This window comes from Malaciobacter halophilus (assembly GCF_002837275.1).
Lineage (GTDB): Bacteria > Campylobacterota > Campylobacteria > Campylobacterales > Arcobacteraceae > Malaciobacter > Malaciobacter halophilus.
Genome location: NZ_NXIF01000008.1, coordinates 53,024 through 77,695 on the forward strand (window position 1 = coordinate 53,024; position 24,672 = coordinate 77,695).

Sequence of the window (24,672 nt, forward strand, 5' to 3'; positions counted from 1 at the left end):
TCCATCTTTAGTCTTTAATCTTTACAGTAATCTCCAAAGTTTTATTATTTAATAGTTGTTGAATTAAAGCAACTATATCAGATGCATTATTACTATCCAATTTTATAGTTTCATTATCCTCTTGAGGTACACTTTTTACCTCTTCAATACTAGGCATAGAGTTTGTAGGTTCAATATCATCAGTTAAACCTTCTAGTGCTGATAAAACATCTTTTTCATTTAAACTATCTAACTCAGAAAACTCATTTGCCATATTCTCTCCTTTTAAAGACATATTCTCTTTTATATCTTCAATTTTATCTTTAGGTATTATATCATCTTTTAAATCACTTTGTATCTCTTCATCTGGAAGATTCATCAGTTCATCAAGATCTTTTAAATCTACTTCTTTTGCCTCTTCTTCATCTAAAGCTGTTAATAATTCATCTTTAATATTATCTTTAACTTTTAGTTCATCTTCACTTAAATCTATATCTTGTTGCTCAATTTCAGGTCTTATATCTTCATATGTTTGAGGTTCTTGAGCTTCATTTATATAATCATCAAAATAGTCTTTTGAAGAAGTTGCTATTACATCATCTTCCATTTTTGGAGTTTGATTAAAAAAATCATCCATTTGTTCATCATCTTCATTTGGGTCAATATGAGTAAGTAAAGAGCTTAATTCATCATCTAACTCTGTGTCATAAGATTCATCACTCTCTTCATATGCTTCATCAACTATATCTCTAATTGACTCTTCTACTCCATCTTCAATAACATTATTTTGTGAATTATCAAGTTTGTTTAAGATATGCGTAGTTAATTCATCTAAAGAATCAACAGACATATCTCCTATTCCATGGTCAAGTAAATACTCTTGTTCAATACCATCTTTAGGTCTTAAAAACTTAAATTTTGAATTTATTGATTTTTTCTTTATTATTTTTGAATCATCAATTAAATAGATATCTTCTGGATTCTCTTCAATTGCATCTTTTAAGTCATCCAACTCATTTAATTCTATTACAGAACTATTTTTATCGAGTCTAAATTTAACATTGGCATGTTCTAGAAGATTATTTATTTCTTCTTTAAAGTCTTCGTTTCCATAAATATATATATTCAAAAAATGCCCTAAAATAATTTTTATGTAGATTATACCTTTATTTTATAAAATTTTAGATAAAATTAAATGAAATTGTAAAAGGGTGTTTCATTGAGAAGTATATTAGCTATTATTTTATTATTAACATCATCAATTTTTGCACAAACAATTAAAGATATTTCAAATGTGGTGGGTATTAGAGATAACCAGTTAATTGGATATGGATTAGTTGTAGGTCTTGCAGGAACAGGTGATAAAAGTCAATTTACAATGCAATCACTACAAAATCTTCTTAGAAACTCATATATAAAAATCCCAACATCTTCAATAAAATCAAAAAATATTGCAGCTGTCATGGTAACTGCAAAACTTCCTCCTTTTGCTAGACAAGGTGATAAAATCAAAATAAAAGTTTCAGCAATTGGTGATGCAAAATCTATTGATCATGGACAACTACTTTTAACACAATTAAAAGGTGTTGATGGTAATGTTTATGCTTTAGGTCAAGGAACAGTTGTAGCTGATTTAAAAAACTTAACAACAGGTTTTATATATAATGGTGCTACAATTGAGAATGAAGTTGATTTTAAACTTGGCGATGAAGAAGAGATAACACTAAGTCTATTTAAAAACAGTGCAAAACATGCAGATATAATTGAAAGAAAAGTAAATGAAAGATTTGGTAAAAGACTTGCAAGAGCCATAGATACAAGAACAATAAAAATAAAAAAGCCTCCAACTATGTCTATTGTAAAATTTTTATCAATTGTTCAAAATATTCAACTTGATGATAGCTTTAAGAAAAAAATCATCATTGATATGAATAGAGAGATTATTATTGCAGGTGCAGATATAAAAATTGACCCCGTTACTGTTACTAGAGATAACTTCACTTTAAGGGTAAAAAAATCAGCTTTAAATGAAGAAGAGTGGAATGATAGAGCTGTAAATAGAGGTGTTGATATAGGTGATGATGTAAAAGTTGGTAATAATCCAGCTGAAGTTAATATAGATAATGCACTAATAAATACAAAGAGTGCTCCAACGGTTTCAGACCTAATGAGAGCAATGAAAGTAATGAAATTACCTATAACAGATATAATTGAAACTATAAAACTTATTAAAGATTTAGGTTCAATTAATGCTGAAGTTGAAATAAGAGGATAAGAATGGCTGAATTTTTAAGTCAAGATGAAATTGATGCTCTTTTAGATATTGCCGAACAGGGTGAAGATATCGACACAACTGTCGAAGAAAAACCCATATCTAAAGAAAAAAATTACTCAATTTACGATTTTAAAAAACCAAATAGAATATCAAATGAACAGTTTAAAGCCTTCTCAACTCTACACGATAAGATGTTAAGGGATTTAATTACTGACCTTTCAGCAATGCTTAGAAAAATTGTTGATATTAAACTTTACTCAATTGAACAAATGACTTATGGTGAGTTTATTCTTTCTATTCCTCAATTAACATCTCTTAATACATTATCGATTAAACCTCTTGAAGGAAGAATAGTAATTGAGTGTAACCCTGGAATTTCACATAAAATTATTGCCGAACTTTTAGGTAGTGGTGCTGTTGCAGCAAGTGACAATTTAGATAGAGAATTAACAGAAATTGAAGTAGAAATATTTGACCATTTTTATAAAATGTTTGTAAAACATATGTATAGAGCATGGGATGAAGTGACAACTTTAAATTTCAAAATAGAATCAAGAGATACAAATGCAAATGCAATTCAAATTATCTCAGACCATGAGATAGTTTTACTTGTTGTATTAGAAATTACAATTGATGAAGAGTCTGGATTTTTATCTATTTGTTATCCTATTTCTTATATCGAGCAACTATTAAACAAAATTGTTGAAAGAATTTTCTCAGAAGGTAAAAATAGAAAAATTAGTAGAAAAAGAGATATTACAACTCTTATTTCTGGTGCAAAAATGCATATTCAAGCTATTATGGCAGAAACAGAAATGAATGTTGAAGATATACTAAATCTTAAAAAAGGAGATGTAATTGTATTTAATAAAAATGCAACTTCATCATCTTCAAAACTATATATTAATAATAAAGAGAAATTTGTTGGTTTATCGGGAATTTCTAATAATAGAAAAGCTGTACAAATTGAATCAAATATTGACCATGAAAAACAAGAAACTCTTGATATTTTAAGAGTTATGAGAGAAGAAAGAGAGAAAAAAGCAAAAGAGACAAATGCAAATATCAAACGTCTTCTTGCAGAAAAAGGTATTTTTTAAGAAGTAAGAAATACTTACTTCTAAATTAATATAGATTTAAATTGCGTCTTCGTCTTCTTCACCTGTTCTAATTCTTACAACTTTTTCAATTGTACTAACAAAAATTTTACCATCACCAATTTTTCCTGTTTTTGCTGACTCTGTTATAATTGAAATTGTATTATCTACTTCATCTTCAGCAACAATTAGTTCTAATTTTATTTTTGGTAGAAAATCTACAACATACTCTGCACCTCTATATAGTTCAGAATGACCTTGTTGTCTTCCATAACCTTTTACATCAGAAACTGTCATACCAGTGATTCCAGCTTCACTTAGTGCATCTTTAACATCTTCTAACTTAAATGGTTTAATTATTGCTTCTATTTTTTTCACTATTATTCCTTTTTTTAGTTCTAATATTTTAACAAAAATTGTTTAAATTAAAATTATCTTAAACTTTCAATATCCTAAAGGATATTAAAAAGCTCTTTTAAATTCAGGATATGCTTCAAGTCCACACTCTTCAACATCTAATCCTTGCATCTCTTCATCACTATGTGCTCTTAATTCTACTATTTTATTTAAAAAAAATAAAACAATATAAGAGATTACAAAAGCGAAAACTCCTATAACAACTACACCTTTTAATTGTCCTAAAAAAGTTATACTTTCGCCATTACTTGCAAAAATACCAACAGCTAATGTTCCCCAAACTCCATTTACTAAATGAACAGATAAAGCACCAACTGGGTCATCAATTCTTAATTTATCAAAAAAAGATACTGCAAATACAACTAATGCACCGCCAATTGCTCCAATTAATATAGGCACATAAATATTATATAAATCAGGTCCAGCTGTAATTGCTACTAGCCCTCCTAAAGCACCATTTAATATCATAGTCAAATCTAGTTTTGAATACTTTATATACATAATTATAGAAACCATTATAGCTCCTGCTAAACCTGCTGTATTTGTATTCATTATAGTAAGAGCAACTGCATTAGCACTCTCTTTACTAGAGATTGAACCAACACTTCCACCATTAAATCCAAACCATCCAATCCATAATAAAAGAGCCCCTAAAGTTACTAAAGGAATATTTGAAGCTGGAATTACTCTAACTCCTCCTGTTTTTGGGTATCTTCCTTTTCTATTTCCAATGATTAAAATTGCTGCAAGAAGTGCCCATCCTCCTGTACTATGAATTACAGTTGAACCAGCTAAATCATACATACTTAAATTTAATATTGTTCCTTCTAAAAAGTTTGCTCCCCATGTAATATTAACTACTAAAGGGTATATAACTGATGCCATAATAACAGTAAAAAAGGCTAAAGGAATAACCTTTGCTCTTTCACTAACTCCACCACTCATAATATTGATAACTTTTCCAACAAATGCCATTTGAAATAAAAAAGCTGCCCATTTACTCATACTATCACTTCCAAAATCACCAAATGCTATTGAATAGCCAAATAGTAAAAATGCCAAAGAAGCAACTGCATAAATTAAAGTATTAATTGTTAATACTGCTGTAACATTCTTAGTTCTTACAAGTCCTGCTTCAAGCATAGCAAAACCAGGAACCATAAAGATAATTAATACCATTGCAAAAATTGCAAAAAAAGTATCTAGTACATAAGGAATTGATTCAAGTTCCATTATATTGTCCTCTCAATGATTTTTATTAGAACAATTATAATAAGAAATTTAAAAGTAGAGCTATTTTTTTTGTATATATTTTATACAATTGTTTAAAAAGAGGCATAAGTTGCCCCTTTTTATTATACTGCTTCAGAACCTCTTTGTTCTGTTCTAATTCTTACAACCTCATCTAAGGGTGTAACAAAAATTTTACCATCACCAATCTTTCCTGTTTTAGCAGCTTCAATAATTGCTTTTATTGTTTCATCAACATTTTCATCATTTACAACTACTTCAACTTTTACTTTTGCAAGAAAATCTACAATGTACTCTGCACCTCTATATAGTTCAGAATGACCTTGTTGTCTTCCATAACCTTTTACATCAGAAACTGTCATACCTGTAATACCTATATCAACTAATGCCTCTTTAACATCATCTAGTTTGAAAGGTTTAATAATTGCTTCTATTTTTTTCATCATTTAATCCTTTACTTTTTAGGCTCTTTTAAATTCAGGATAAGCTTCTAATCCTGTTTCATGAATATCTAAACCATTTACCTCTGTCTCTTCATCAACTCTTAACCCAATTACTAAATCAAGAATCTTCCAAACAATAAATGATGTAACAAATACGAAGATACCAATTACTACTACACCTTTAACTTGTGCTATAAAAGAAACATCTGGATTAAAAATTCCCACAGCTAAAGTTCCCCATATACCAGCAACTAAGTGAACAGAAAGAGCACCAACTGGGTCATCAATTTTTAATTTATCCCATAAAGGAACAGCTATTACTACTAATGCACCACCAACAATTCCTTCAATAAAAGATACAACCATTCCTAAATCTGGACCTGCTGTTACAGAAACAAGTCCTGCTAATGCACCATTTAAAACCATAGTTAAATCTACTTTTTTATAGATAAATTGAGTTAATAATGCAGCAGCAATAGCACCTGCACAAGCTGCCATATTTGTATCAGCAATAACTAAAGCTATTCCATCAATATCTGCTTTACTTCCTAAAGCTAGTTGTGAACCACCATTAAATCCAAACCATCCCATCCATAAAATAAATGTACCAAGTGTTGCTAAAGTTAAATTTGAACCTGGAATTGGTCTTACATTTCCATTCTTATCATATTTTCCTTTTCTAGCCCCAAGGATTAAAACTCCAGCAAGTGCAGCCCATCCACCAACTGAGTGTACTATTGTTGAACCAGCAAAATCAGAAAAACCTGATAAAACTCCACCTAATTCACTTCCACCCCAAGTCCAATGACCTTGAATAGGATAAATAACACCACTTAAAATAACTACAAATATTAAAAAAGGCCATAATTTCATTCTTTCTGCAATCGTACCTGAAATTACTGATGCTGCTGTTGCAACAAATACTACTTGGAAAAAGAAATCTGCCATTACTGGGTATCCCATAGCTTCATTTGTTTTACCTGAAAGCATTGCTCCACTACCAATAAATGATGAACCCTCTCCATACATAAAGTTATATCCTACAAAATAGAACATAATGCAAGATATTGCAAATAACGCAATATTTTTTGTAAGTACTGTTGCATTATTTTTTGTTCTTGTAAGACCAGCCTCTAACATAGCAAAACCCGCTGCCATCCACATAACAAGAATTCCTGCAAATACAAACAAGAACCCGTCTAATATATATTTTACATCTGCAAAATTTTCCATAAGTCTCCTTTTGGTTTTTATGCTATCAGTATAAAATATATAATTTTTTTTGTAAATAGGAGAACTGTCTATTTTATATACAAGATTTGCTATATTTTTTATACATTGACAAATATGACTATTTCTTGTAAACTTTTTATTTAAACACATTAAATATACAATTGAATAGTTTTTATACAACTTTTGCAACACTATTGCTGCCATATTTTAGTACTATAATAATATACAAAAAAGGAGAGCCAATGAGAGAGTTTTTAGAAGTTTATGAAGAAAATCAAGAAAAAATTGACTACTTTATACAAGAGAGCTTAAAAAATATTGGAAAGCTATCTGCACATAAAAAGTTAAACTTTACACAACTGTTTAATCTTTTTCCATCATTAGAATTAGTATATATTGTTGATAGTAATACAAAGTGTCAAATATCTGAAGATATATATAAGTATAAAGCAGATAGTAAAGGAAAAGATAAAGATAGGTCTCACCTTATTTCAAAACTTGAATTAAAAAATAATCATATGGCATTTTCAAAACCATATATAAGTAGTGCAACTAGAAACAATTGTATAACTGTATCTATTAAAGAAGATGATGAGATTATATTTTTAGATTTTAGATTAGATATTTTACTTGAAAAACTAAATCTTATTGAACTTCATAAACCTTTTCACAGTATAACAAAAGCTTTTTATTTGTTTGTTGGTTTTTCAATGATTGCTCTTGCAACAATAACAATTATATTCTCTTTATATGACTTTGTTGTTTATTTATTTAAAAATCAAGATATAAAGCTTGAATCTATGTTTAAACCAATTATTGCACTTACTTTAGGAATGGCAATTTTTGATTTAGCAAAAACTATTTTAGAACAAGAAGTATTTTTCAAATCTTATGCTAAAAACTCTAAAATTGAAACAAAAATGATAACAAAATTTTTAATTACTATTATTATTGCTTTATCAATTGAAGCTTTAATTGTTGTATTTAAGATTGCTATTAATGGCTATGACCAAATGATAAATGCCTTATATTTAATTACTGGAGTATCTATTATCTTAGTAGCTTTAGCAATTTTTATATATTTTGCAAAAAAGAAAAAGTAAAGGATAAAATATGGAAGAGTTTATAGCAGCCTCACCAAACTCAAAAGAGATTTTAAACTCAGCAAAACTTTTACAAGCTGTAAATATTCATGCACTTATTTATGGTGATATAGGAGTAGGTAAAAAAACTCTAGCAAAGTTTATTTCGCCAGAAGCTAGAGTTTTCTCATGCCATGAACTTCAAAAAGATATTATTGATAAAGTCATAAATATTGAAAAACAAACCATTATTATAAAAAAAGTAGAAGAGATTACAAATATAGATTTAATTCTAAATTGGGTTGAAAAAAATGAGATTAGAGTTATTGCTACAACACAAGCAAAAACTCTAAATAGTAAATTAAATGATATTTTTTCTATCACACTTTCAATTCCTCCTTTATCCAAAAGAGAAGAGGACTTAAAACTATTAACTCAAAAGTTTTCAAATGAAGCAAGCAAAGTGCTTAGAACTGAAAAAATTTTACCTTCAAAACTTATGTTAAATACTAGTAAAAATGCTCATAGTTTAAGAAAATCCATCTACTTTTCTTATCTTTTTGAAACAGTAGGAGAAGATGAAATTTTAATGTTTTTAGAGAATTTTATGCTTACTAATTTAGAAGGAGAGAACTCTTACAAAGATTTTGTATATCTTTTTGAAGTTCCTTTATTAAAAGCTGCTAAAAAAAAGTATAAATCGCAAGTACAAATGGCTAAACATTTAGGTTTAAACAGAATTACACTTAGAAAAAAACTTGAAATTCACAAAGAGTTATTATGAATGAATTTAATCTTAATGAAGTAAATTTAAAAGTAGAAGAGTTAATCTCAAACAATGCAAGTGATTTTGAGATTTCAAAAGTATTTAAAAATCATATAAAAGAGTACAAAAAATCAATTGACTCAATACTTGATACAACAGGTGGAAAAGATTTTTTTGTTAAAAATACAAAACATACAGATAAATTTTTAACCTCTTTATACAAATATATTCTAAGAAAACATTTTGGCTCTTATCAGCCTATGAGTACATCTATTCCTATTACTTTAATTGCCCTTGGAAGCTATGGAAGAGAACAACTTTGCATCTATTCTGATATTGATTTAATGATTCTTTATGAGGATATAAAAGGATATAATTTAAAAGAGATTATGGAAGATTTTATTACTCTTGCTTGGGATTGTGGATTAAAACTAGGTTCAAGAGTTCATGAGTTAAATGAGATTGAACAAGCTGTTAAAGAAGATATTACAATAAAAACATCAATTATTGAATCAAGGGTTATTTATGGTTCAAAATATCTTTGGTATGCTTATGAAAATGCTTTAAATAGTATTAGAAAAACAGATATAAAAGATTTTGTTATTGAAAAATTAGAAGAACATAAACAAAGACTTTTAAAATATCCTTTAAAAATGGAGCCAAATATTAAAGATGGTTATGGAGGTCTTAGAGAATCAAATATGATATCTTGGATGGCATATATTCTTTATGGCACACAAAACACAAAAGAGCTAATAGGTAAAGAGATAACAGAAGAAGAACATAAGGTATATAGAAGCTCTTTAGAGTATATTTTTCAAGTAAGAAATGCCCTTCACAATATCTCAAAAAGAAAACTAGATGTTGTAAATTTTGATGTATTACCAGAATTAAGTTCAAAGCTAGGTTTTACAAATAAACCAAGATATACAAAAGAGAGACAATGTATGTCTAAACTTCTAGCTTCACTTCATAATATTCATTTTTTCTCTACAATTATGGTTAAAAAATTTGCAAGAATACTTTTAAATGAAAAAACATCTGTAAATCTTATCAAAAGTTCAAGACTAAAGAAAAATCTATTTTTTGATAAAGGTAAAATTTATACCTCTTTTCATAGGAAAGCTATTGGACTAAATGCCTTGCTTAAAGAACTTATTTCACTACCAAAAGAGGTTAAAGCATTTGATAGGTCATATATATATTTTGCAAGTAAAACAAAACTTCCAACAAAACAGAGTAATGAGCTTAAAAAAAACATTAAAACTCTTTTATTAAAAGAGTCTTTATATCCAATAATTAAACTTTTATACAATGCAAAACTTTTTCAAGCAATTATTCCAATAACAAAAAAAATCATTAATCAACCACAATTTGATGGCTATCATCAGCACCCCGTTGATATTCACTCAATTAGAACATTAAAGAAAATTGAAAATATTGAAGATAACTTTATAAAAGAGGTTTATGACTCTTTAACACCTAGTGAAAAATCTATTGCAAAATTAGCAGCTTTATTACATGATGTAGGAAAAGGAAGAACAGTTGATCACCACTTAGCAGGAGAAAAACTTTTTAAAAATATTACAAGCTCTTTAGATTTTGATAGTAAACAAGTTCAAATGGGAAGCCAATTAGTTAGATACCATAATAAAATGAGCGCTTATGCTAAAAATGAAGATATATACTCAGAAAGAATAATCTTAGCTTTCACAGGTATTGTTAAAACAAAAACCATGCTTAAGATGCTTTATGTAGTAACATATGCAGATATTTCTGCTGTTGGACAAAATGTATTTAATAGCTCTATTGCTTCTTTATTAAAAGAGCTTTATTTACAATCTTTACCAGCATTTGAAAATACAGAATTATTAAAAGAGAGTTCAAGAAGAGTAGCAAAAATAAATACAATAAAAAATCTAAAAAGATATAAAGAGTTATCAAATCTTATGAAAAGAAAAATCAAATATATCTCTTCAAATCAAATATTTTTAAGATTAAAAGCAGAAGATATTTTAGATATTGCAATTAAAGCAAAAGATGTAAATAGCTATATTTATAAAATTAAAAATGAAGAACAATTGGTTATTAGAATTATAAGAAAAGACCCTCTAAATTTAGGTTTTTTACTTGGGAAATTAGAGTTTTTAAATATTTTTAGTATGAATATTTTTAAACTTTATGATGAAAAAAAAGCTTTTGAAATAACTTTTAGTGAAAAAGTTGATAATGCTGATATTAGATATATTAAACAAATAATTGAGAACTCTTTTGATATGAGTAAAACAACAAAACTAAGAAAACCTATAATAAAGAAAAGTGAAGTGAAAGCAAACTGCAATCATAGTCCATACTTAGCTTCTCTTCAAGTTAGAACAAAAGACCAAAAAGGCCTTTTTGCTTATATTGCAAAGATTTTTGATGATTTTGATATAGAGATTGAGAGTGCAAAACTAGCTACAACTAAAGGTTACACAAGAGATTTAATCCTAATTGAAAAAAATGGAAGTTTTTGTGGAAAACAAGATGAGATTATTGATTTAATCTGCTCAAATGAAGTTTAAACTTCATTTGAAGCTAGTTTATTAATAGCTTTAAAATCCATTTTCCCACTTCCAAGTTTTGGTATATATTCAACAACTTTATACTCACTTGGAATTAAAAGTTTATTTTCAAAAGAACTTCTTATTTGTATTTTTAACTCATTAAGTTTTTTATCATCTATATTACTTAAAAGTAAGACTACTTTTTCTCCTTTTTTTTCATCCTTCATACTGCTAGCGGCAATCTCTATTTCATCACTTGGATTTATAAGCTCTTCAATCTTTTTTTCTATAAAAGATAAACTTATCATTTCACCACCTAATTTTGCAAATCTTGAATATCTATCTACAATAGTTAAAAATCCATCTTCATTTAATTTACCCTTATCTCCTGTAACATACCAAATTCTTCCATCAAGTTTTTTTATCACTTTTTGTGTTAAAACCTCATCTTTTAGGTATCCTTTCATAACTTGTATTCCACTAATTAAAACCATTCCTTCTTCATTTGCTTTTAAACTTTTAAAACTATTTGGCTCAACAATTTTAACCATTGTTCCAGGTATTGGCATACCAACACTTCCTTTTAAAGTACCTTTTTGAACAGAATAGTTTGAAGCTATTATATTAGGTAAATTACAAGTAGCAACAGGGGAAGTTTCTGTTGTTCCATAACCTTCTAAAATCTCCTTATTAAATTTCTTAAAAAAATCATTTGCAACTTTTTCACTTAATTTTTCAGCTCCTGCTATTACAATTCGTAAAGATTCAAACATTAAAGGATGCACTTTTTTACTTCTTGTATATAATCTAAAGAAAGTAGAAGTTCCAAACATAACTGTAACTTTAAATTTACTTACTTGTTTAGCAACAGTTTGACTATCAGTTGGGTCAGCACTACAAACTGTAAAAACTCCTTCCATTAGTGGTAAAAAAGTTGTAACAACTATTCCAAAAGCATGAAAAAGTGGTAATGAACCTAAAATTACATCATCATCTTTTACATTTAAAACATTTGCAATTTGTGAGCAATTTCCTACAATATTATCATGACTTAGCTCAATTGCCTTTGGAGTATTTTCACTTCCACTACTAAACATAATTAAAGCTGTTGAATCTTTACTTACATTTTTTATATGTAGTTTTTTTAATAAGTATGTTGGAAGTACGACAACTGATAATAAAGTAGTTAAAGCTTTTATTTTAGATATCTTTTTTTTCTCTTCTTCCAAAATAACTAAAGTAAAATTCTTTTTTAAATCATCAAGATTTATTCCTCTATCTTTTAACTTTTCTAAAAATTTTTTTGAAGTTATTACTCTTTTTACTTCTGCTTTTTTTAAACTATTAACTACAACATCAAAAGAGGCGGTATAGTTTACATTTACTACTTTTTTTCCTAACATTAAAAGTGAAGTATTAATAAAAGCTCCAGCAGCACTTGCAGGAATCATAACAGCAACACACTCTTCTTTATATCTTTTAAATAAATCTTTAAAAACTATTGCTGCTGTTAGAAACTTATAAGCACTAAGAGTAACTAATGTAGAATCAGTTATTACAGTTTTTGTTTTTAACTGTTTTAATCTATTAAAAATTTCACAAGGAACTGTTTGTAAATAACTTATATGCTCAATCCAAGCAGTAGTAGATAGTGATAAAATCTCATTTTTTATTCTATTTGCAGTGGCATTATGTTTTTTTATTGGAGTTGAAAAAGATACAGTAACCATATTAGTTCTTCTATTTTGAATAAACTTCTTATTTGCTCTTGAGAACATACTTTCCCATAGACCTCTAATATAAAATGCAACTACATCTACATCTTCACTTGTTAAGCTTAAAATCTTTTCAAAACCTCTTTTAAACTCCCCTAAGTGTCCATTTCTAGTGATTGCACCCTCAGGAAAAATAACTACAACATTTCCTTTATCTAATTCATTTGCAACTAAATAAAGAGTTTTTTTATTTGTTGTAGCTGAGATAGGAATTGCCTTGAAAAATCTTAATATCCATTTTAAATACCATTTGTCATAGATTGGTTTATCCATAACAAACTTAATCTCTCTTGGAGTTGCCATATATATTATTGCCCAATCAATCCATGATACATGGTTTCCTAAAAGCAAAACTCCTTTATTTGAATCAATATTATCAATTCCACTAACTTCTAATTTATATTTTAATCCTACAATCCATTTTAAAAAAAATAGTATCATTGATTGTGGAATTGAAATAATAGTATATAAAGCTCCTATAATAGTAATACAAAGAAGTATATAAATAGTATATAAAGTGTCCAAGTTATAATAAGAAACTGTTGTTGTCATAAGTAAAATTGCAAACATAAAAATAGATTGAACCCAATTACTTCCTGCTAAAATTGTTCCTAGTTTTATCTTCTTACTATTAAATTGTATTAAGGAGTTTAAAGGAACAACAAATAAACCTCCAAAAAAACCAAAAATTACAAAATTTATAATTAATGCAATAGGTGAACTAAGTATTGTTGAAGTAAAAATTGTAATAGCAAGAGCTATTGAAGCAATAGGAATTGTTCCAACTTCTATATAGTGCTTTGAATATCTTGAATAAAAATATGAACCCAAAGCAATTCCCACACCACTTGAAGCAATAATTGCATTTATAATAAATACGTCTTGTATATTTAAATACTCTTTTGCATAAGATGGAAAAACTGCAATCATACCTTGTGAAATTGCCCAAAATACAGATAGTGCTATTATTGATAAAAAGATTATATGATTTGAAGTAATATGTTTAATATTTTTTGCTAATAAGTCTGCTTTTATATATCTTTTTAAATTAAAAACATATGCTTTTGATTTTTTTGACTCTATTTTTAATTTTTTCAATACTAAAAAAGAGATAAGAAGTTCTAAAAATGCCACAGGAACTATAAAAAGTGCAAGGGGCAAAATTTTAGATAAAAGTTGATTCTCATTTGTAATAATAGATAAATTATTTGCTATATAAAAACTCTCAAAAGCATAAGAAAAAAGTGCCATAGTAAATAAAATAGCAATGATAGATACAGCTTGTAAATGAGAATTTCCTAAAGCAATTTTTTCTTTTCCATAAATATCTATAATTATTCCAAATTTTGCAGGAGAATAAATAGCACTTTGAATGGCTAAACAAAATAAGAAAAACATAGCTAGATAAAAATTTGCAAAAAAATAAGCTATTAAAATTAATATACTTAAACAAAAAGATGATAATGCACCATAAATCAATACATCTTTTTTATTAAACCTATCACTTAAATATCCACTAAAGGAGAAAAAAAGTATAAAAGGAGTTATTATTAAAAGATTAATAATAGATATCCAAATAACTTGAGTAGGTCCATCAAAGATTTTAAAAGCAATATTTTGTAGAATTATTTTATGAGAAATATCTACAAAAACATTACAAAAAACAACAAATAAAAATGCTAATTTAATTTTCAAATAGTGCTTCATATTAAAACACTCAAAATTTTCTTCATATTATACCTTTGGTGGAAGTATAAAAAAATCTTCTATTTTTGTCAATAAAATCTTGTAATCAAAATGTACCAATAAATGGCTATTATAAGTACTTCTAAAGTATTAATCCATATCAAATTTATCTTTAGATAAAATATCTATCTAACTATATAAATTCAAAAAATCAAAACACAAGGAACAAGATGTATCAAACCATAAAAAGAGAGTGGTTTTCAAATATTAGAGCAGATGTGCTGTCTGGAATTGTAGTTGCTCTTGCACTAATTCCTGAAGCAATCGCATTTTCAATTATTGCAGGAGTTGATCCAAAAGTTGGGCTATATGCTTCATTTTGTATAGCTGTTATTATTGCCTTTGTAGGTGGACGACCAGGTATGATTAGTGCAGCAACGGGAGCTATGGCACTATTAATGGTTGACTTAGTTAAAGATTATGGCTTACAGTATTTATTAGCAGCTACACTATTAACAGGTCTTATTCAAGTAATTTTATCATATATTGGCATTCATAAACTTATGAGTTTTGTTGCTCGTGCAGTTGTTGTAGGCTTTGTAAATGCACTTGCAATTTTAATTTTTATGGCACAACTTCCTGAATTAACAAATGTAACATGGCATGTTTATCTTCTAACAGCAGTAGGATTAGCTATTATCTATTTATTTCCGTATGTTCCAAAAATAGGTAAGGTTTTACCATCTCCTTTAGTAACTATTGTTTTACTAACAATTTTTGTATATTTTGTAGGATGGGATATTAATACTGTAGGTGATATGGGAAAACTTCCTGATACTTTACCTATATTTTTACTTCCTGAAGTTCCTTTAAATTTTGAAACTTTACAAATTATCCTACCTTATTCAATACCTTTAGCTATTGTTGGTTTATTAGAATCATTTATGACAACTACTATTGTTGATGAGCTTACAGATACAAAAGGTGATAAAAGAAAAGAAGCTAGAGGTCAAGGTATTGCAAACTTAGCTAGTGGATGTATTGGAGGTATGGCAGGGTGTGCTATGATTGGACAATCAGTAATTAATATCAAATCTGGTGGTAGAGGTAGATTATCAACATTTATTGCAGGTTTTTTACTTTTAATTATGGTAGTTTTTTTTAGTGATATTATCTCAATTATTCCTATGGCGGCTTTAGTTGCTGTTATGATTATGGTATCAATTGGTACTTTTGATTGGGGCTCAATTAAAGGACTTAAAACTCTTCCTTTATCTACAAATATTGTAATGCTTACAACTGTTGCTGTAACAGTTTACACACATAACTTAGCCCATGGTGTTATATCTGGGGTATTATTAGCTTCTTTATTCTTTGCTAATAAAATCTCTCACTTTATGTATTGTAATACAAGCTATGATGAAAATAAAGAGGTTAAAACTTATGAGTTTGTTGGACAAATTTTCTTTAATAGTGCTGATAAGTTTTATGAAACATTTGATTTTAAAGAAGTATTGGATAAAGTTGTAATAGACCTATCAAGGGCACACTTTTGGGATGTATCTGCTGTTTATGCATTGGATAAAGCAGTTATCAAATTTAGAAGAGAAGGGTGTGAAGTAGAAGTAATTGGTAAAAATGAAGCTAGTAAAACTATTATTGATAGATTTGGGGTTCATGATAAACCAGAAGAGATTGATAAAGTAATGGGAGGACACTAAAGTGAGTTATATACTATGTTGTGTTGATGGGAAAAACTACTCTTACTCAGCTTGTGACTATGCAGTTAAAATTTCAAACAATATGAATCTTCCTTTGAAGTTTTTAAATATTGTAGAGCATAATCACTATTCAAGTAAAGTTGACTTATCTGGAAGTATTGTTTTAGGAGAGAGAGAAGATATTTTAGAAGAGTTAGCAAAAGAAGAAGAAGAGCAAAGTAAAACAGCAATTAAAGCAGGTAAAGAGCTTTTAAAAGAGCTTAAACAAAGAGCTTTAGAAAAATGTAATAATGAAGTAATAATCTCTCAACTTCATGGAGAAGTAATTGAAAATATTTTAGAGCTTGAAAATGAAATAGAAGCTTTAGTAATTGGTATAAAAAGCCATGCAGAGCATGAAATTGGTGAAAATGTAAAAGAGATTATTAGAACTATTCACAAACCTGTACTTTTAGTAAATAGTGAGTATGAAGAGCCTAAAAAACTCCTTGTAGCTTATAATGGTTCAAATGAATCTAAAAAACTTTTACAGCAAACTTCTAATAACCCTTTATTTAAAGATGTAAAAAGAGATATTGTAAACTTAAATACAAACAAAATTGAATCAGCTACTCTTTTACAAGAAGCAAAAGAGATTTATACTAAAAAAGGTTATGAGGTTGAAATCAAAACTTTAGAAGGAACAAGTGAAGATTTATTAATTAACTATTTCAATGAAAATAGTTGTGATATTTTAGCTATGGGTGCTTTTGGACACTCTAGATTTAAAGAGTTTCTTTTTGGAAGCTTTACCTCAAAAGTTCTTTCAAAAATGAGAAAACCTCTACTTTTATTTAGATAAAAAGAAGACTAAGCTCTTCTTTTTTTCAGGCCATCAAAAGAGAAAATCAATAAAGCTATCCAAATAAACATAAAAGTAATAAGCTTATCTGTACTTAAAGCCTCATCATATACAAATACAGCAACTAAAAATGCAACTGTTGGACCTAAATACTGAATAAAACCTAAAGCTGTCAAGCTCATTCTAGTTGCAGCTGCATTAAACCATAAAAGAGGTACAACAGTAACTAAACCACTTAAAGATAACATTGCCATATCATAAGAGTTTAAACTATTAAATACACTTTGTTCATTTTGTACTAAAAAGTTTAAATATATCAATGCAACTGGCAAAATAACTATTGTTTCTATAAATAATCCAGGAATTGAAGAGATATCTACTTTTTTTCTTACCATACCATAAAAACCAAATGAAAAAGCCAAAGTTAAAGCAATAAGAGGTATTGTACCAAGTGTTACAAGTTGATAAATTACAGCAATAATTGCTAATACAATTGCTACTGCTTGTGCTTTATTTACTCTTTCTTGAAAAATCAAAAATCCCAAAGCAACTGTTACTAAAGGAGTTATGAAGTATCCTAAACTAGCTTCTACTATTTTATTTACAGATATTGAATAAATAAATGTAAACCAGTTTATTGAGATTAATATAGAAGCAAAAATCAAGTATCTCATTTTTGAAAGACTTTTAAATATAGGTTTTAATGTATTAAATTGTTTACTAATAAAAAGTAAAAAAATAAGTACAATTACTGAGAATACAACTCTATGCGCTAAAATCTCAAATGGAGGAACCATAGTTATTTGTTTATAATACATAGGAGTTAAACCCCAAAAAAGAAAAGCACAAAGTGCATATATTAGTCCTAAATTTTTCTCACTCATAAAATAACTCTTTTTTATTTTTTGAAACTATATCTAAAAGTGAGAAAAAAAGAACTTATTTCTTAAAAAAACTTAAGAGTTAAGTAGTTTACTAATCTCCTCTACACTTAATACTTTGCCTGTTGATTTAACTTCTTGATTTATTACTAAAGCTGGAGTACTCATAACTGAATACTGCATTATTTTTTCAATATCTTCAACTTTTTCAATTTGTGCAAAAATCTTTTGATTTGCCACTGCTTGTTTTACATTTTCAAAAAGTGCTGTACATTTACTACACCCTGTACCTAAAACTTCTATATTCATTATTTCTCCTTTATATTAAATAATTAAAAATATATCCAACTAATAAAATAGCTACTGTAACTATTAAAAAGAAAATTGTAATCAGTTTTATTGATAAAACTCTTTTTAATATCATAGCTTCTGGTAAACTTAGTGCAACAACTGCCATCATAAAAGATAAAGCTGTTCCTAAAAGCATACCCTTTGAAGTAAGAACCTCAATTAATGGTAACATTCCAGCTGCACTTGAATACATAGGAACTCCCATAATCACAGCTAATATTGGAGTGTACCAAGCATCTGTACCAGCATACTTAACAATTGTATCAGATGGTATATACCCATGTATAAAAGCTCCTATTGCAATACCTACAATTACATATAAATATATTTTTTTAAATATATCTTTTGTTGCTTCATAAGCTTCAAGCAATCTTTGTTTTAATAAAATTTTTTCATTAAAAGAAGAACAACACTTTGTTGGTTTTATATCTATTAAAACCTCTTTTTCTAAATTCAATGAGCCAATAATCAATCCAGCAACAATTGCAATTAATAAAGCACAAAAAATATATATAAGTGTTATTTTTGTTCCAAATAAAGAAAAAAGAAGTGCAATTACAACTGCATCACTAAGTGGTGCTGAAATTAGATATGAAAAAGTCACTCCTAAAGGTATTCTAGCTTGCAAAAATCCTAAAAACAAAGGAATTGCACTACAAGAACAAAAAGGAGTAAGCATTCCAAAAAAAGCTGCAAAAATATGTCCAATAACTCTATTTTTACCACTTAAATAATCTCTTACTTTTTCTATTGGAAAATAGCTTCTAAAAAAAGTCACAATATATATAATTAAAATTAGTAATATAAAAATCTTTACTGTATCATAAATAAAAAAATGCAAAGCAGTTGCTAAATGCTCTTTTTTATCCAGATTCAAAAAAGAGTACACAAATAAATCTACAAACTTTTCCCAATAATTAAACATCTAACTCTTCTTTTATTTTTGGTAATAAAATCTTTTTTATTTCATCATAAGTTTTAACAAAAGCTTCAAAATCTTTTTTGTCTGGGTCTTCAAAACCTACATGAAGTTTTTTAACTGCTTTTGGAAACATAGGACAAGTCTCTTTTGCATGGTCACATACAGTAACGACTAAATCAAACTCTTCATGTATTACTGCATCTAATGTTTTACTATGATAAGAATCTTTCCAAATTCTTTTTTGTTCTAATAGTTTTTTTGCATTACTATTTACCTTACCACTAGCTTTTACTCCAGAGCTTTTAGCTTGAACACCATTTAGTTTTGCATTTATCAAAGCCTCTGCCATAATACTTCTACATGAATTTCCTGTACATAAAATCAATACTTTTTTCATTTTTTTCCTTTATAAACTAAGTAGTACTATAAAAAGTACGGGTGGAGTTATTATTAATCCAAATTTACTATATTGCCAAAACGATATTTCTACTCCTTTTTTAGCTAACACATGTAACCAAAGTAGCGTAGCTAAACTACCAAAAGGAGTCATTTTAGGCCCAAGATTACATCCAATAATATTTGCATAAGCTAAAGCCTCATTTGGAATATCTTTTAAAGCAATATCCATTATCATAACTGTTGGCATGTTATTCATAATTGCACTTAAAAAAGCACTAATAAATCCAGTTGATATAATTGCAACTGTATCTCCTTTTAAAACTAAATCTTCCAATATCAAAGTTAAATAATCAGTTAATCCTGCATTTTTTAATCCATAAACAACTATATATAAACCTATACTAAACCATACAATTTGCCATGGAGCTTCTTTTATAATTTTTATAGGCTTTACTGTTTTAAATAAAGTTGCAATCCATAAAAAGACAACTCCTCCACCAAGGGCGAATACAGAAACAGGAAGTTTATAAATATCTCCTATGAAATATCCAATTAATAAAAGTACTAAAAATATCCATGATATATAAAATAATTTCTTATTCTTAATTACACTACTTGGTTCTTTTAATAAACTAATATCTACTTTTTTAGGTATATCTTTTCTTAAAAGAAGCCATAAAAAAAAGATTGAAGCTAAAGTACTTACAATATAAGGAATTATCATATTAGAAAGATATGTCATAAAACCAATATTAAAATAGTTTGCTGTTACAATATTTGTAAGATTCGAAAAAACAAAAGGTAAAGAAGCACTATCACTTATAAAACCTCCTGCTAATAAAAAAGCAATTATAGTTTTAATATTTAGTTTTAATATTCTCATTTTAGCTAATAAAATTGGAGTCAATATAAGAGCTGCCCCATCATTTGCAAAGAGTGCAGATACAAAACTTCCTAATAAAATTGAATAAATAAACATCTTCAAACCACTTGCATTTGAAAGTTTTGCCATTTTTAAAGCGCACCATTCAAAAAAGCCAATTTCATCTAAAACCATTGAAAGAATTATTATTCCTATAAATGATAAAGTTGCATCCCAAACAATACTTGTAACAATAAAAACATCATCAAAATTTACAACTTTCAAAATTAAAGCTACAACTGCTCCTAAAATAGCAGTTGTACCAATTTGTAAACCCTTTGGTTGAGTAATTATTAAAATTAAAGTTATTATAAATAGACTACTTGCTAATAACATTCCAACTCCAAATATTTATATATCAAGATATATTGATATATTAAAAATAAAAAAAAGAGTATCTAATACTCTTCCTCTTCTATCTCATCTTTTAATACATATATATATGTATCAACCTCTAATTCATCATACCTTTCAACGGTAACCTGTTGTCTTACAAACTCTGCACCCTCAAACTCATCAAGATAATCCCAATTATTTATAAGATTACTTGAATAAAACAAAAAGCCATGAACAGTATCTTCTGCCGTATCTAATCTTATTCCAGGGTATCCCATCCCTGCACTCCAGCCTGCATCTATTAATTTTCCTTTAACAGTTGCAGGTACAAACTTTCCCACAATATTCTCTAACACATGACCATTTGGACAGTTTGGCATAAGTGTTCCATAAACAAAAAGTGTTTCTGTCATTAAAGCTAATCCTTTTCACAACTCTTTTTTAAAGTTGGCAACTGCATATCTAAATGCATAATCTCTTTTATACATGAGAGTCTAAACTCATCTAAGGGCATTCTAATACTATAATAAGCCCATCTACCTTCTCTTTTAACTTTTAAAAATCCACCCTCTTTTAATATTTTTAGATGTCTTGAAAGTCTTGATTGAATCATATTAAAAGAGTTCTCTAAATCACACACACAACAAGAGCCATGAATATTTATAAACTTTAAAAGTTTTACTCTTGTTTCATCATTTAAAGAAGAAATAGTTTTTAAAAAAATATCCATCTGCTCTCTTTTTATTGAAAGTATATCATAGATTTTTAAATATATCAATATATCTTGATATATTTATCTATTTTTTACTTTTATATTTTCTCTCTTGTACCATCATCTTACCTTGTACAACTCTGTTTCTATTTTTTGCAAAAACTTGCATATCTTCTACTTCATCCATCTCATCAACTATTTCTACACCTAAAAGTGCTTCAATAACATCTTCTAAAGTTACAATACCACTTGTTTGTCCATATCCATCATAAACAACAAAAAGATGAGTTTTTCTTTTTACAAATAAATCAATCAAATTAGATACAGGTATGTTTTCTGATACTTTGTAAACATCCATTGCAATATCTTTTACTTTCTTATCATCTCTATCTTCAATACTCTCTTCTAAAATTGCTTGGTTTAATACAATCCCTACAATATCATCAATAGTATCTTTATAAACAGGTATTCTTGAAAAAATATAGATTTTATCACTATCAACTGCATCTTTAATTGTTGTATTCTCATCAAGAGCAAAAACTACACTTCTAGGAGTCATAACATCTTTTGCTTTTACATTCTTTAATCTAAATAAATTTGCAATTAAATTACTCTCTTTTGAAAGAATTGAACCTTCTTTTTCTCCCATTGCAACAATTGCCATAATTTCATCTCGAGAAACATTATTTTTATTCTCTTTATTTTTTGAAATATAATCTGTAATAAATGTTGAAATCCAAACTAAAGGATAAGATACTTTTATCAAAAATGAGATTATATATGCTGATGGAATTAAAAGTTTTTTCCAATAAATTGCACCTATTGTTTTAGGAATAATCTCTGAAAAGTATAAAATCATTAATGTTAAAACAAAAGCTATAAGTGTTTGCCACTCTTCACCAAAAAGATTTTGAGCTTGTGCTCCAACTCCTGCTGCACCCATTGTGTGTGCAAATGTATTTAAAATCAATATTGAAGATATAGGTTTATCAATATTTGATTTTAACTCTCTTAAAATACCAATTGCATTTGACTCACTCTTTTTTGCAAGTGACTCTATATAACTACTAGTACTTGAAAGTAAAACTGCTTCTAAAACAGAACATAAAAACGAAACTAATATTGCTATTAGTAAATATACAATAAGAAGGGTCATTTTACCCTACTTTTTGTACTCTCGCTGGGTTCGTACATCTCTTTTCCTAAATAAAATTTTATTTATAAGAATACTATATATATAGTAAAAAATTAATAACTTTTTATCCTATTTGAAAAAAGATATAGCAATTGGCAAAAAAATTGCTGTAAAAATTCCACTAAGTCCCATAGCAAGAGCAGAAAATGCAGCAGCTTTTTGTCCAATCTCAATAGCTCTTGCAGTTCCTATTCCATGAGAAATCAAACCAAGTGCAAACCCTTTTGAAGTTTCATGCTTAATTTTTGCAAATTTAAAAATTATTGTTCCTAAAAGTGCTCCTATGATTCCTGTAATAATTACAAAACCAACTGCTAAAGAAGGAATTGCTCCTATTTGTTGTGAAGTTATTATAGCAATAGGTGCAGTAATTGATTTTGTTGTCATAGATAAAATTGTTGCAAGTTTTGCATCTAACAACCAAAGGAAACAAACAGCAATTACAATAGAAAAAATCCCTGCAATAATTAAAGTAACTAAAATAGGAATAAATAGCGTTTTTATATATTTTAAGTTATTAAATAATGGAAGTGCCAATGCAACTGTTGCAGGTCCTAAAAAAAAGTGAATTATCTTAACTCCTTCAAAATACTCTTTATATGAAGTATTTGTAAAAATAATTACACTCATAATAATTGCATAAGCAACTATAATTGGTTGTAAAAGTGTATTTTTATTAGTTTTTTCATATACAATAATACCAATTTTAAATGAAGCTAAAGTCAAAATCAACCATGTTAATGGTGTAGTATGAATGTACTGTATTACTGCATCAAAATTCATTTTTGCCTCTTCTTTCTGTTAAAATATCCATTAGTTTTGCACTTACAAATAAAGCAATTATTGTTCCAAACACCAATGAAATTAAAATTGCCCAAAACTCTTTTTGCAATATATCTACTTGTGTAATAATTCCCATAGCTGCTGGAATAAAAAGCATTGGAAGGTACCTTAAATGAATAAATACTGCATTATCTAAACTTTTAAAGCTACTTTTTCTTATCATTAAAAACAACAATAAAAGTATCATTCCTATCACAGGACCTGGAACTAATAAAGAAAAAAGTTTTGTTATGCACTCCCCTAAAAATTGAAATAGTAATAAAACAATAATCCCTTTTAACATCTCTCATCCTTTTAAAAAATAAAATTATACTTTTTTATATACATTTTGTCAATTTAATATGATTTTATAGACTTTTTGTATTTTAAGCCTATTTTATAGTATCATTTATTATGAATAAAATATTAGCTACACACAAAACAACTTGCGATGCAATTGCAAAACTTTTTTATCCAAATGTAGAAGTAGCACTTCATGATATAAAAGAAGAAAAACTAGTACATATAAGTAATGCTTTTTCAAAAAGAGAAGTGGGAGATAAGATGTTAAATGATGTTAAAGACATCAAAACACTAAAATCAGATATTGTAGGCCCATATGAAAAAGTAAACTTAGATGGTAAAAAATTAAAAACAGTTTCATCAATAATAAGAGATGAAAACAATCAAATTATTGGAATTATGTGTATAAATTTTAAAATAGAAGTATTTGAAGAGATTTTTAACTCTTTGAAAAGTTTTATAAACCTTGAAGATAGTACAAAAAAACCAAATCTTCTATTTTCACAAGATTGGAAAAGTCATACAAACAGTATAATAAACAATTATTTAAAAAGATGTGATAAAAAAATAGCTGAACTTAAAACAAAAGAGAAAAAAGAGTTAATCATTTATTTAAATAAAGAAGGAATATTTTCAATTAGAAATGTAGTATCTTATTTATGTGAGATTTTAAATATCTCAAGGGCAACTATTTATAAGTGGCTAAAAGAGGTTTAA

The 24,672-nt window shown here is 27.5% G+C and carries 24 protein-coding genes; 8 read left to right on the forward strand and 16 right to left on the reverse strand.

Annotation, left to right across the window (positions count from 1 at the left end; all coding sequences use genetic code 11):
• Positions 1 to 7: 7 nt before the first annotated feature.
• Positions 8 to 1,108 carry a hypothetical protein gene (locus CP960_RS02595; protein WP_101183676.1) on the reverse strand — a complete coding sequence of 367 codons (1,101 nt, stop codon included), beginning with the start codon at positions 1,106 to 1,108 and terminating at the stop codon, positions 8 to 10.
• 90 nt (positions 1,109 to 1,198) lie between these two features.
• On the opposite strand from CP960_RS02595, the gene CP960_RS02600 reads away from it, so the two are divergent.
• A complete protein-coding gene (locus CP960_RS02600) occupies positions 1,199 to 2,254 on the forward strand; it encodes a flagellar basal body P-ring protein FlgI (protein ID WP_228151984.1) in 1,056 nt (351 codons plus the stop codon).
• Positions 2,255 to 2,256: 2 nt separating this feature from the next.
• Entirely contained in the window at positions 2,257 to 3,354 is a 1,098-nt protein-coding gene (gene fliM, locus CP960_RS02605) for a flagellar motor switch protein FliM (protein WP_101183677.1), read from the forward strand.
• A gap of 36 nt (positions 3,355 to 3,390) precedes the next feature.
• Here fliM and CP960_RS02610 read toward each other — a convergent pair whose 3' ends face one another.
• The 4 genes from CP960_RS02610 to CP960_RS02625 all read right to left on the reverse strand — a co-directional run bounded on the left by CP960_RS02610 (position 3,391) and on the right by CP960_RS02625 (position 6,695).
• A complete protein-coding gene (locus CP960_RS02610) occupies positions 3,391 to 3,729 on the reverse strand; it encodes a P-II family nitrogen regulator (RefSeq protein WP_101183678.1) in 339 nt (112 codons plus the stop codon).
• A gap of 84 nt (positions 3,730 to 3,813) precedes the next feature.
• Positions 3,814 to 5,001 (reverse strand): ammonium transporter family protein, encoded by a 1,188-nt coding sequence (locus CP960_RS02615; RefSeq protein ID WP_101183679.1) that lies wholly within the window; start codon positions 4,999 to 5,001, stop codon positions 3,814 to 3,816.
• Between the two features lie 122 nt (positions 5,002 to 5,123).
• Positions 5,124 to 5,462, reverse strand: a complete 339-nt coding sequence (locus tag CP960_RS02620) for a P-II family nitrogen regulator (RefSeq protein ID WP_101183680.1) — start codon at positions 5,460 to 5,462, stop codon at positions 5,124 to 5,126.
• An 18-nt stretch (positions 5,463 to 5,480) separates the two neighbouring features.
• The gene (locus CP960_RS02625; RefSeq protein ID WP_101183681.1) at positions 5,481 to 6,695 is read right to left on the reverse strand and encodes an ammonium transporter family protein; all 1,215 of its coding nucleotides are present in this window, start codon (positions 6,693 to 6,695) and stop codon (positions 5,481 to 5,483) included.
• Between the two features lie 242 nt (positions 6,696 to 6,937).
• On the opposite strand from CP960_RS02625, the gene CP960_RS02630 reads away from it, so the two are divergent.
• Genes CP960_RS02630 through CP960_RS02640 form a run of 3 tightly spaced genes read left to right on the forward strand, consistent with a single transcriptional unit; the run spans position 6,938 to position 11,107 of the window.
• Entirely contained in the window at positions 6,938 to 7,798 is an 861-nt protein-coding gene (locus CP960_RS02630; protein ID WP_101183682.1) for a hypothetical protein, read from the forward strand.
• Between the two features lie 10 nt (positions 7,799 to 7,808).
• Positions 7,809 to 8,561 carry a Fis family transcriptional regulator gene (locus tag CP960_RS02635; RefSeq protein WP_101183683.1) on the forward strand — a complete coding sequence of 251 codons (753 nt, stop codon included), beginning with the start codon at positions 7,809 to 7,811 and terminating at the stop codon, positions 8,559 to 8,561.
• Complete coding sequence (locus CP960_RS02640; protein ID WP_101183684.1) at positions 8,558 to 11,107, forward strand: [protein-PII] uridylyltransferase family protein; 2,550 nt, start codon at positions 8,558 to 8,560, stop codon at positions 11,105 to 11,107. Before CP960_RS02635 ends, CP960_RS02640 begins: the two co-directional genes overlap by 4 nt.
• On the opposite strand, the gene CP960_RS02645 is transcribed toward CP960_RS02640, so the two are convergent.
• Positions 11,104 to 14,559: an acyl-[ACP]--phospholipid O-acyltransferase gene (locus CP960_RS02645; protein ID WP_228151986.1), complete on the reverse strand. Its 3,456-nt coding sequence runs from the start codon at positions 14,557 to 14,559 to the stop codon at positions 11,104 to 11,106. The genes CP960_RS02640 and CP960_RS02645 overlap by 4 nt on opposite strands.
• 221 nt (positions 14,560 to 14,780) lie before the next feature.
• On the opposite strand from CP960_RS02645, the gene CP960_RS02650 reads away from it, so the two are divergent.
• Together CP960_RS02650 and CP960_RS02655 are read left to right on the forward strand one after the other, a co-directional pair.
• On the forward strand, positions 14,781 to 16,271 hold the full coding sequence (locus tag CP960_RS02650; RefSeq protein ID WP_101183686.1) for a SulP family inorganic anion transporter: 1,491 nt from the start codon (positions 14,781 to 14,783) through the stop codon (positions 16,269 to 16,271).
• Between the two features lies 1 nt (position 16,272).
• Positions 16,273 to 17,112 carry a universal stress protein gene (locus CP960_RS02655; RefSeq protein ID WP_101183687.1) on the forward strand — a complete coding sequence of 280 codons (840 nt, stop codon included), beginning with the start codon at positions 16,273 to 16,275 and terminating at the stop codon, positions 17,110 to 17,112.
• A gap of 8 nt (positions 17,113 to 17,120) precedes the next feature.
• Here CP960_RS02655 and rarD read toward each other — a convergent pair whose 3' ends face one another.
• The 10 genes from rarD to CP960_RS02705 form a co-directional block, all read right to left on the reverse strand.
• Entirely contained in the window at positions 17,121 to 17,996 is an 876-nt protein-coding gene (gene rarD / locus CP960_RS02660) for an EamA family transporter RarD (protein ID WP_101183688.1), read from the reverse strand.
• Positions 17,997 to 18,068: 72 nt separating this feature from the next.
• Entirely contained in the window at positions 18,069 to 18,302 is a 234-nt protein-coding gene (locus CP960_RS02665; RefSeq protein ID WP_101183689.1) for a thioredoxin family protein, read from the reverse strand.
• A 10-nt stretch (positions 18,303 to 18,312) separates the two neighbouring features.
• Entirely contained in the window at positions 18,313 to 19,269 is a 957-nt protein-coding gene (locus tag CP960_RS02670) for a permease (protein WP_101183690.1), read from the reverse strand.
• Positions 19,262 to 19,663, reverse strand: a complete 402-nt coding sequence (locus CP960_RS02675; protein ID WP_101183691.1) for an arsenate reductase ArsC — start codon at positions 19,661 to 19,663, stop codon at positions 19,262 to 19,264. Before CP960_RS02675 ends, CP960_RS02670 begins: the two co-directional genes overlap by 8 nt.
• Positions 19,664 to 19,672: 9 nt before the next feature.
• Positions 19,673 to 20,923, reverse strand: a complete 1,251-nt coding sequence (locus CP960_RS02680) for an arsenic transporter (RefSeq protein ID WP_101183692.1) — start codon at positions 20,921 to 20,923, stop codon at positions 19,673 to 19,675.
• A 62-nt stretch (positions 20,924 to 20,985) separates the two neighbouring features.
• Positions 20,986 to 21,336, reverse strand: coding sequence for a gamma-glutamylcyclotransferase family protein (locus CP960_RS02685; RefSeq protein ID WP_101183693.1), 351 nt, complete (start codon positions 21,334 to 21,336; stop codon positions 20,986 to 20,988).
• A 5-nt stretch (positions 21,337 to 21,341) separates the two neighbouring features.
• On the reverse strand, positions 21,342 to 21,653 hold the full coding sequence (locus CP960_RS02690; RefSeq protein WP_101183694.1) for an ArsR/SmtB family transcription factor: 312 nt from the start codon (positions 21,651 to 21,653) through the stop codon (positions 21,342 to 21,344).
• Positions 21,654 to 21,720: 67 nt separating this feature from the next.
• Entirely contained in the window at positions 21,721 to 22,791 is a 1,071-nt protein-coding gene (locus tag CP960_RS02695; protein WP_101183695.1) for a hemolysin family protein, read from the reverse strand.
• A gap of 108 nt (positions 22,792 to 22,899) precedes the next feature.
• Positions 22,900 to 23,613 carry an LrgB family protein gene (locus tag CP960_RS02700; protein ID WP_101183696.1) on the reverse strand — a complete coding sequence of 238 codons (714 nt, stop codon included), beginning with the start codon at positions 23,611 to 23,613 and terminating at the stop codon, positions 22,900 to 22,902.
• Positions 23,603 to 23,956: a CidA/LrgA family protein gene (locus CP960_RS02705; protein WP_101183697.1), complete on the reverse strand. Its 354-nt coding sequence runs from the start codon at positions 23,954 to 23,956 to the stop codon at positions 23,603 to 23,605. Before CP960_RS02705 ends, CP960_RS02700 begins: the two co-directional genes overlap by 11 nt.
• A 110-nt stretch (positions 23,957 to 24,066) precedes the next feature.
• Between CP960_RS02705 and CP960_RS02710 the strand changes: the two genes are divergently transcribed.
• Positions 24,067 to 24,672 carry a helix-turn-helix transcriptional regulator gene (locus CP960_RS02710; RefSeq protein ID WP_101183698.1) on the forward strand — a complete coding sequence of 202 codons (606 nt, stop codon included), beginning with the start codon at positions 24,067 to 24,069 and terminating at the stop codon, positions 24,670 to 24,672.

Excerpts from the sequence above, each read along its gene's own strand:
- fliM (WP_101183677.1), top strand. The coding sequence starts at position 2,257 with ATGGCTGAATTTTTAAGTCAAGATGAAATTGATGCTCTTTTAGATATT.
- CP960_RS02615 (WP_101183679.1), bottom strand. The coding sequence starts at position 5,001 with ATGGAACTTGAATCAATTCCTTATGTACTAGATACTTTTTTTGCAATT.
- CP960_RS02620 (WP_101183680.1), bottom strand. The coding sequence starts at position 5,462 with ATGAAAAAAATAGAAGCAATTATTAAACCTTTCAAACTAGATGATGTT.
- CP960_RS02625 (WP_101183681.1), bottom strand. The coding sequence starts at position 6,695 with ATGGAAAATTTTGCAGATGTAAAATATATATTAGACGGGTTCTTGTTT.
- CP960_RS02630 (WP_101183682.1), top strand. The coding sequence starts at position 6,938 with ATGAGAGAGTTTTTAGAAGTTTATGAAGAAAATCAAGAAAAAATTGAC.
- CP960_RS02635 (WP_101183683.1), top strand. The coding sequence starts at position 7,809 with ATGGAAGAGTTTATAGCAGCCTCACCAAACTCAAAAGAGATTTTAAAC.
- CP960_RS02640 (WP_101183684.1), top strand. The coding sequence starts at position 8,558 with ATGAATGAATTTAATCTTAATGAAGTAAATTTAAAAGTAGAAGAGTTA.
- CP960_RS02650 (WP_101183686.1), top strand. The coding sequence starts at position 14,781 with ATGTATCAAACCATAAAAAGAGAGTGGTTTTCAAATATTAGAGCAGAT.
- rarD (WP_101183688.1), bottom strand. The coding sequence starts at position 17,996 with ATGAGTGAGAAAAATTTAGGACTAATATATGCACTTTGTGCTTTTCTT.
- CP960_RS02665 (WP_101183689.1), bottom strand. The coding sequence starts at position 18,302 with ATGAATATAGAAGTTTTAGGTACAGGGTGTAGTAAATGTACAGCACTT.
- CP960_RS02670 (WP_101183690.1), bottom strand. The coding sequence starts at position 19,269 with ATGTTTAATTATTGGGAAAAGTTTGTAGATTTATTTGTGTACTCTTTT.
- CP960_RS02675 (WP_101183691.1), bottom strand. The coding sequence starts at position 19,663 with ATGAAAAAAGTATTGATTTTATGTACAGGAAATTCATGTAGAAGTATT.
- CP960_RS02680 (WP_101183692.1), bottom strand. The coding sequence starts at position 20,923 with ATGTTATTAGCAAGTAGTCTATTTATAATAACTTTAATTTTAATAATT.
- CP960_RS02685 (WP_101183693.1), bottom strand. The coding sequence starts at position 21,336 with ATGACAGAAACACTTTTTGTTTATGGAACACTTATGCCAAACTGTCCA.
- CP960_RS02690 (WP_101183694.1), bottom strand. The coding sequence starts at position 21,653 with ATGGATATTTTTTTAAAAACTATTTCTTCTTTAAATGATGAAACAAGA.
- CP960_RS02695 (WP_101183695.1), bottom strand. The coding sequence starts at position 22,791 with ATGACCCTTCTTATTGTATATTTACTAATAGCAATATTAGTTTCGTTT.
- CP960_RS02700 (WP_101183696.1), bottom strand. The coding sequence starts at position 23,613 with ATGAATTTTGATGCAGTAATACAGTACATTCATACTACACCATTAACA.
- CP960_RS02705 (WP_101183697.1), bottom strand. The coding sequence starts at position 23,956 with ATGTTAAAAGGGATTATTGTTTTATTACTATTTCAATTTTTAGGGGAG.
- CP960_RS02710 (WP_101183698.1), top strand. The coding sequence starts at position 24,067 with ATGAATAAAATATTAGCTACACACAAAACAACTTGCGATGCAATTGCA.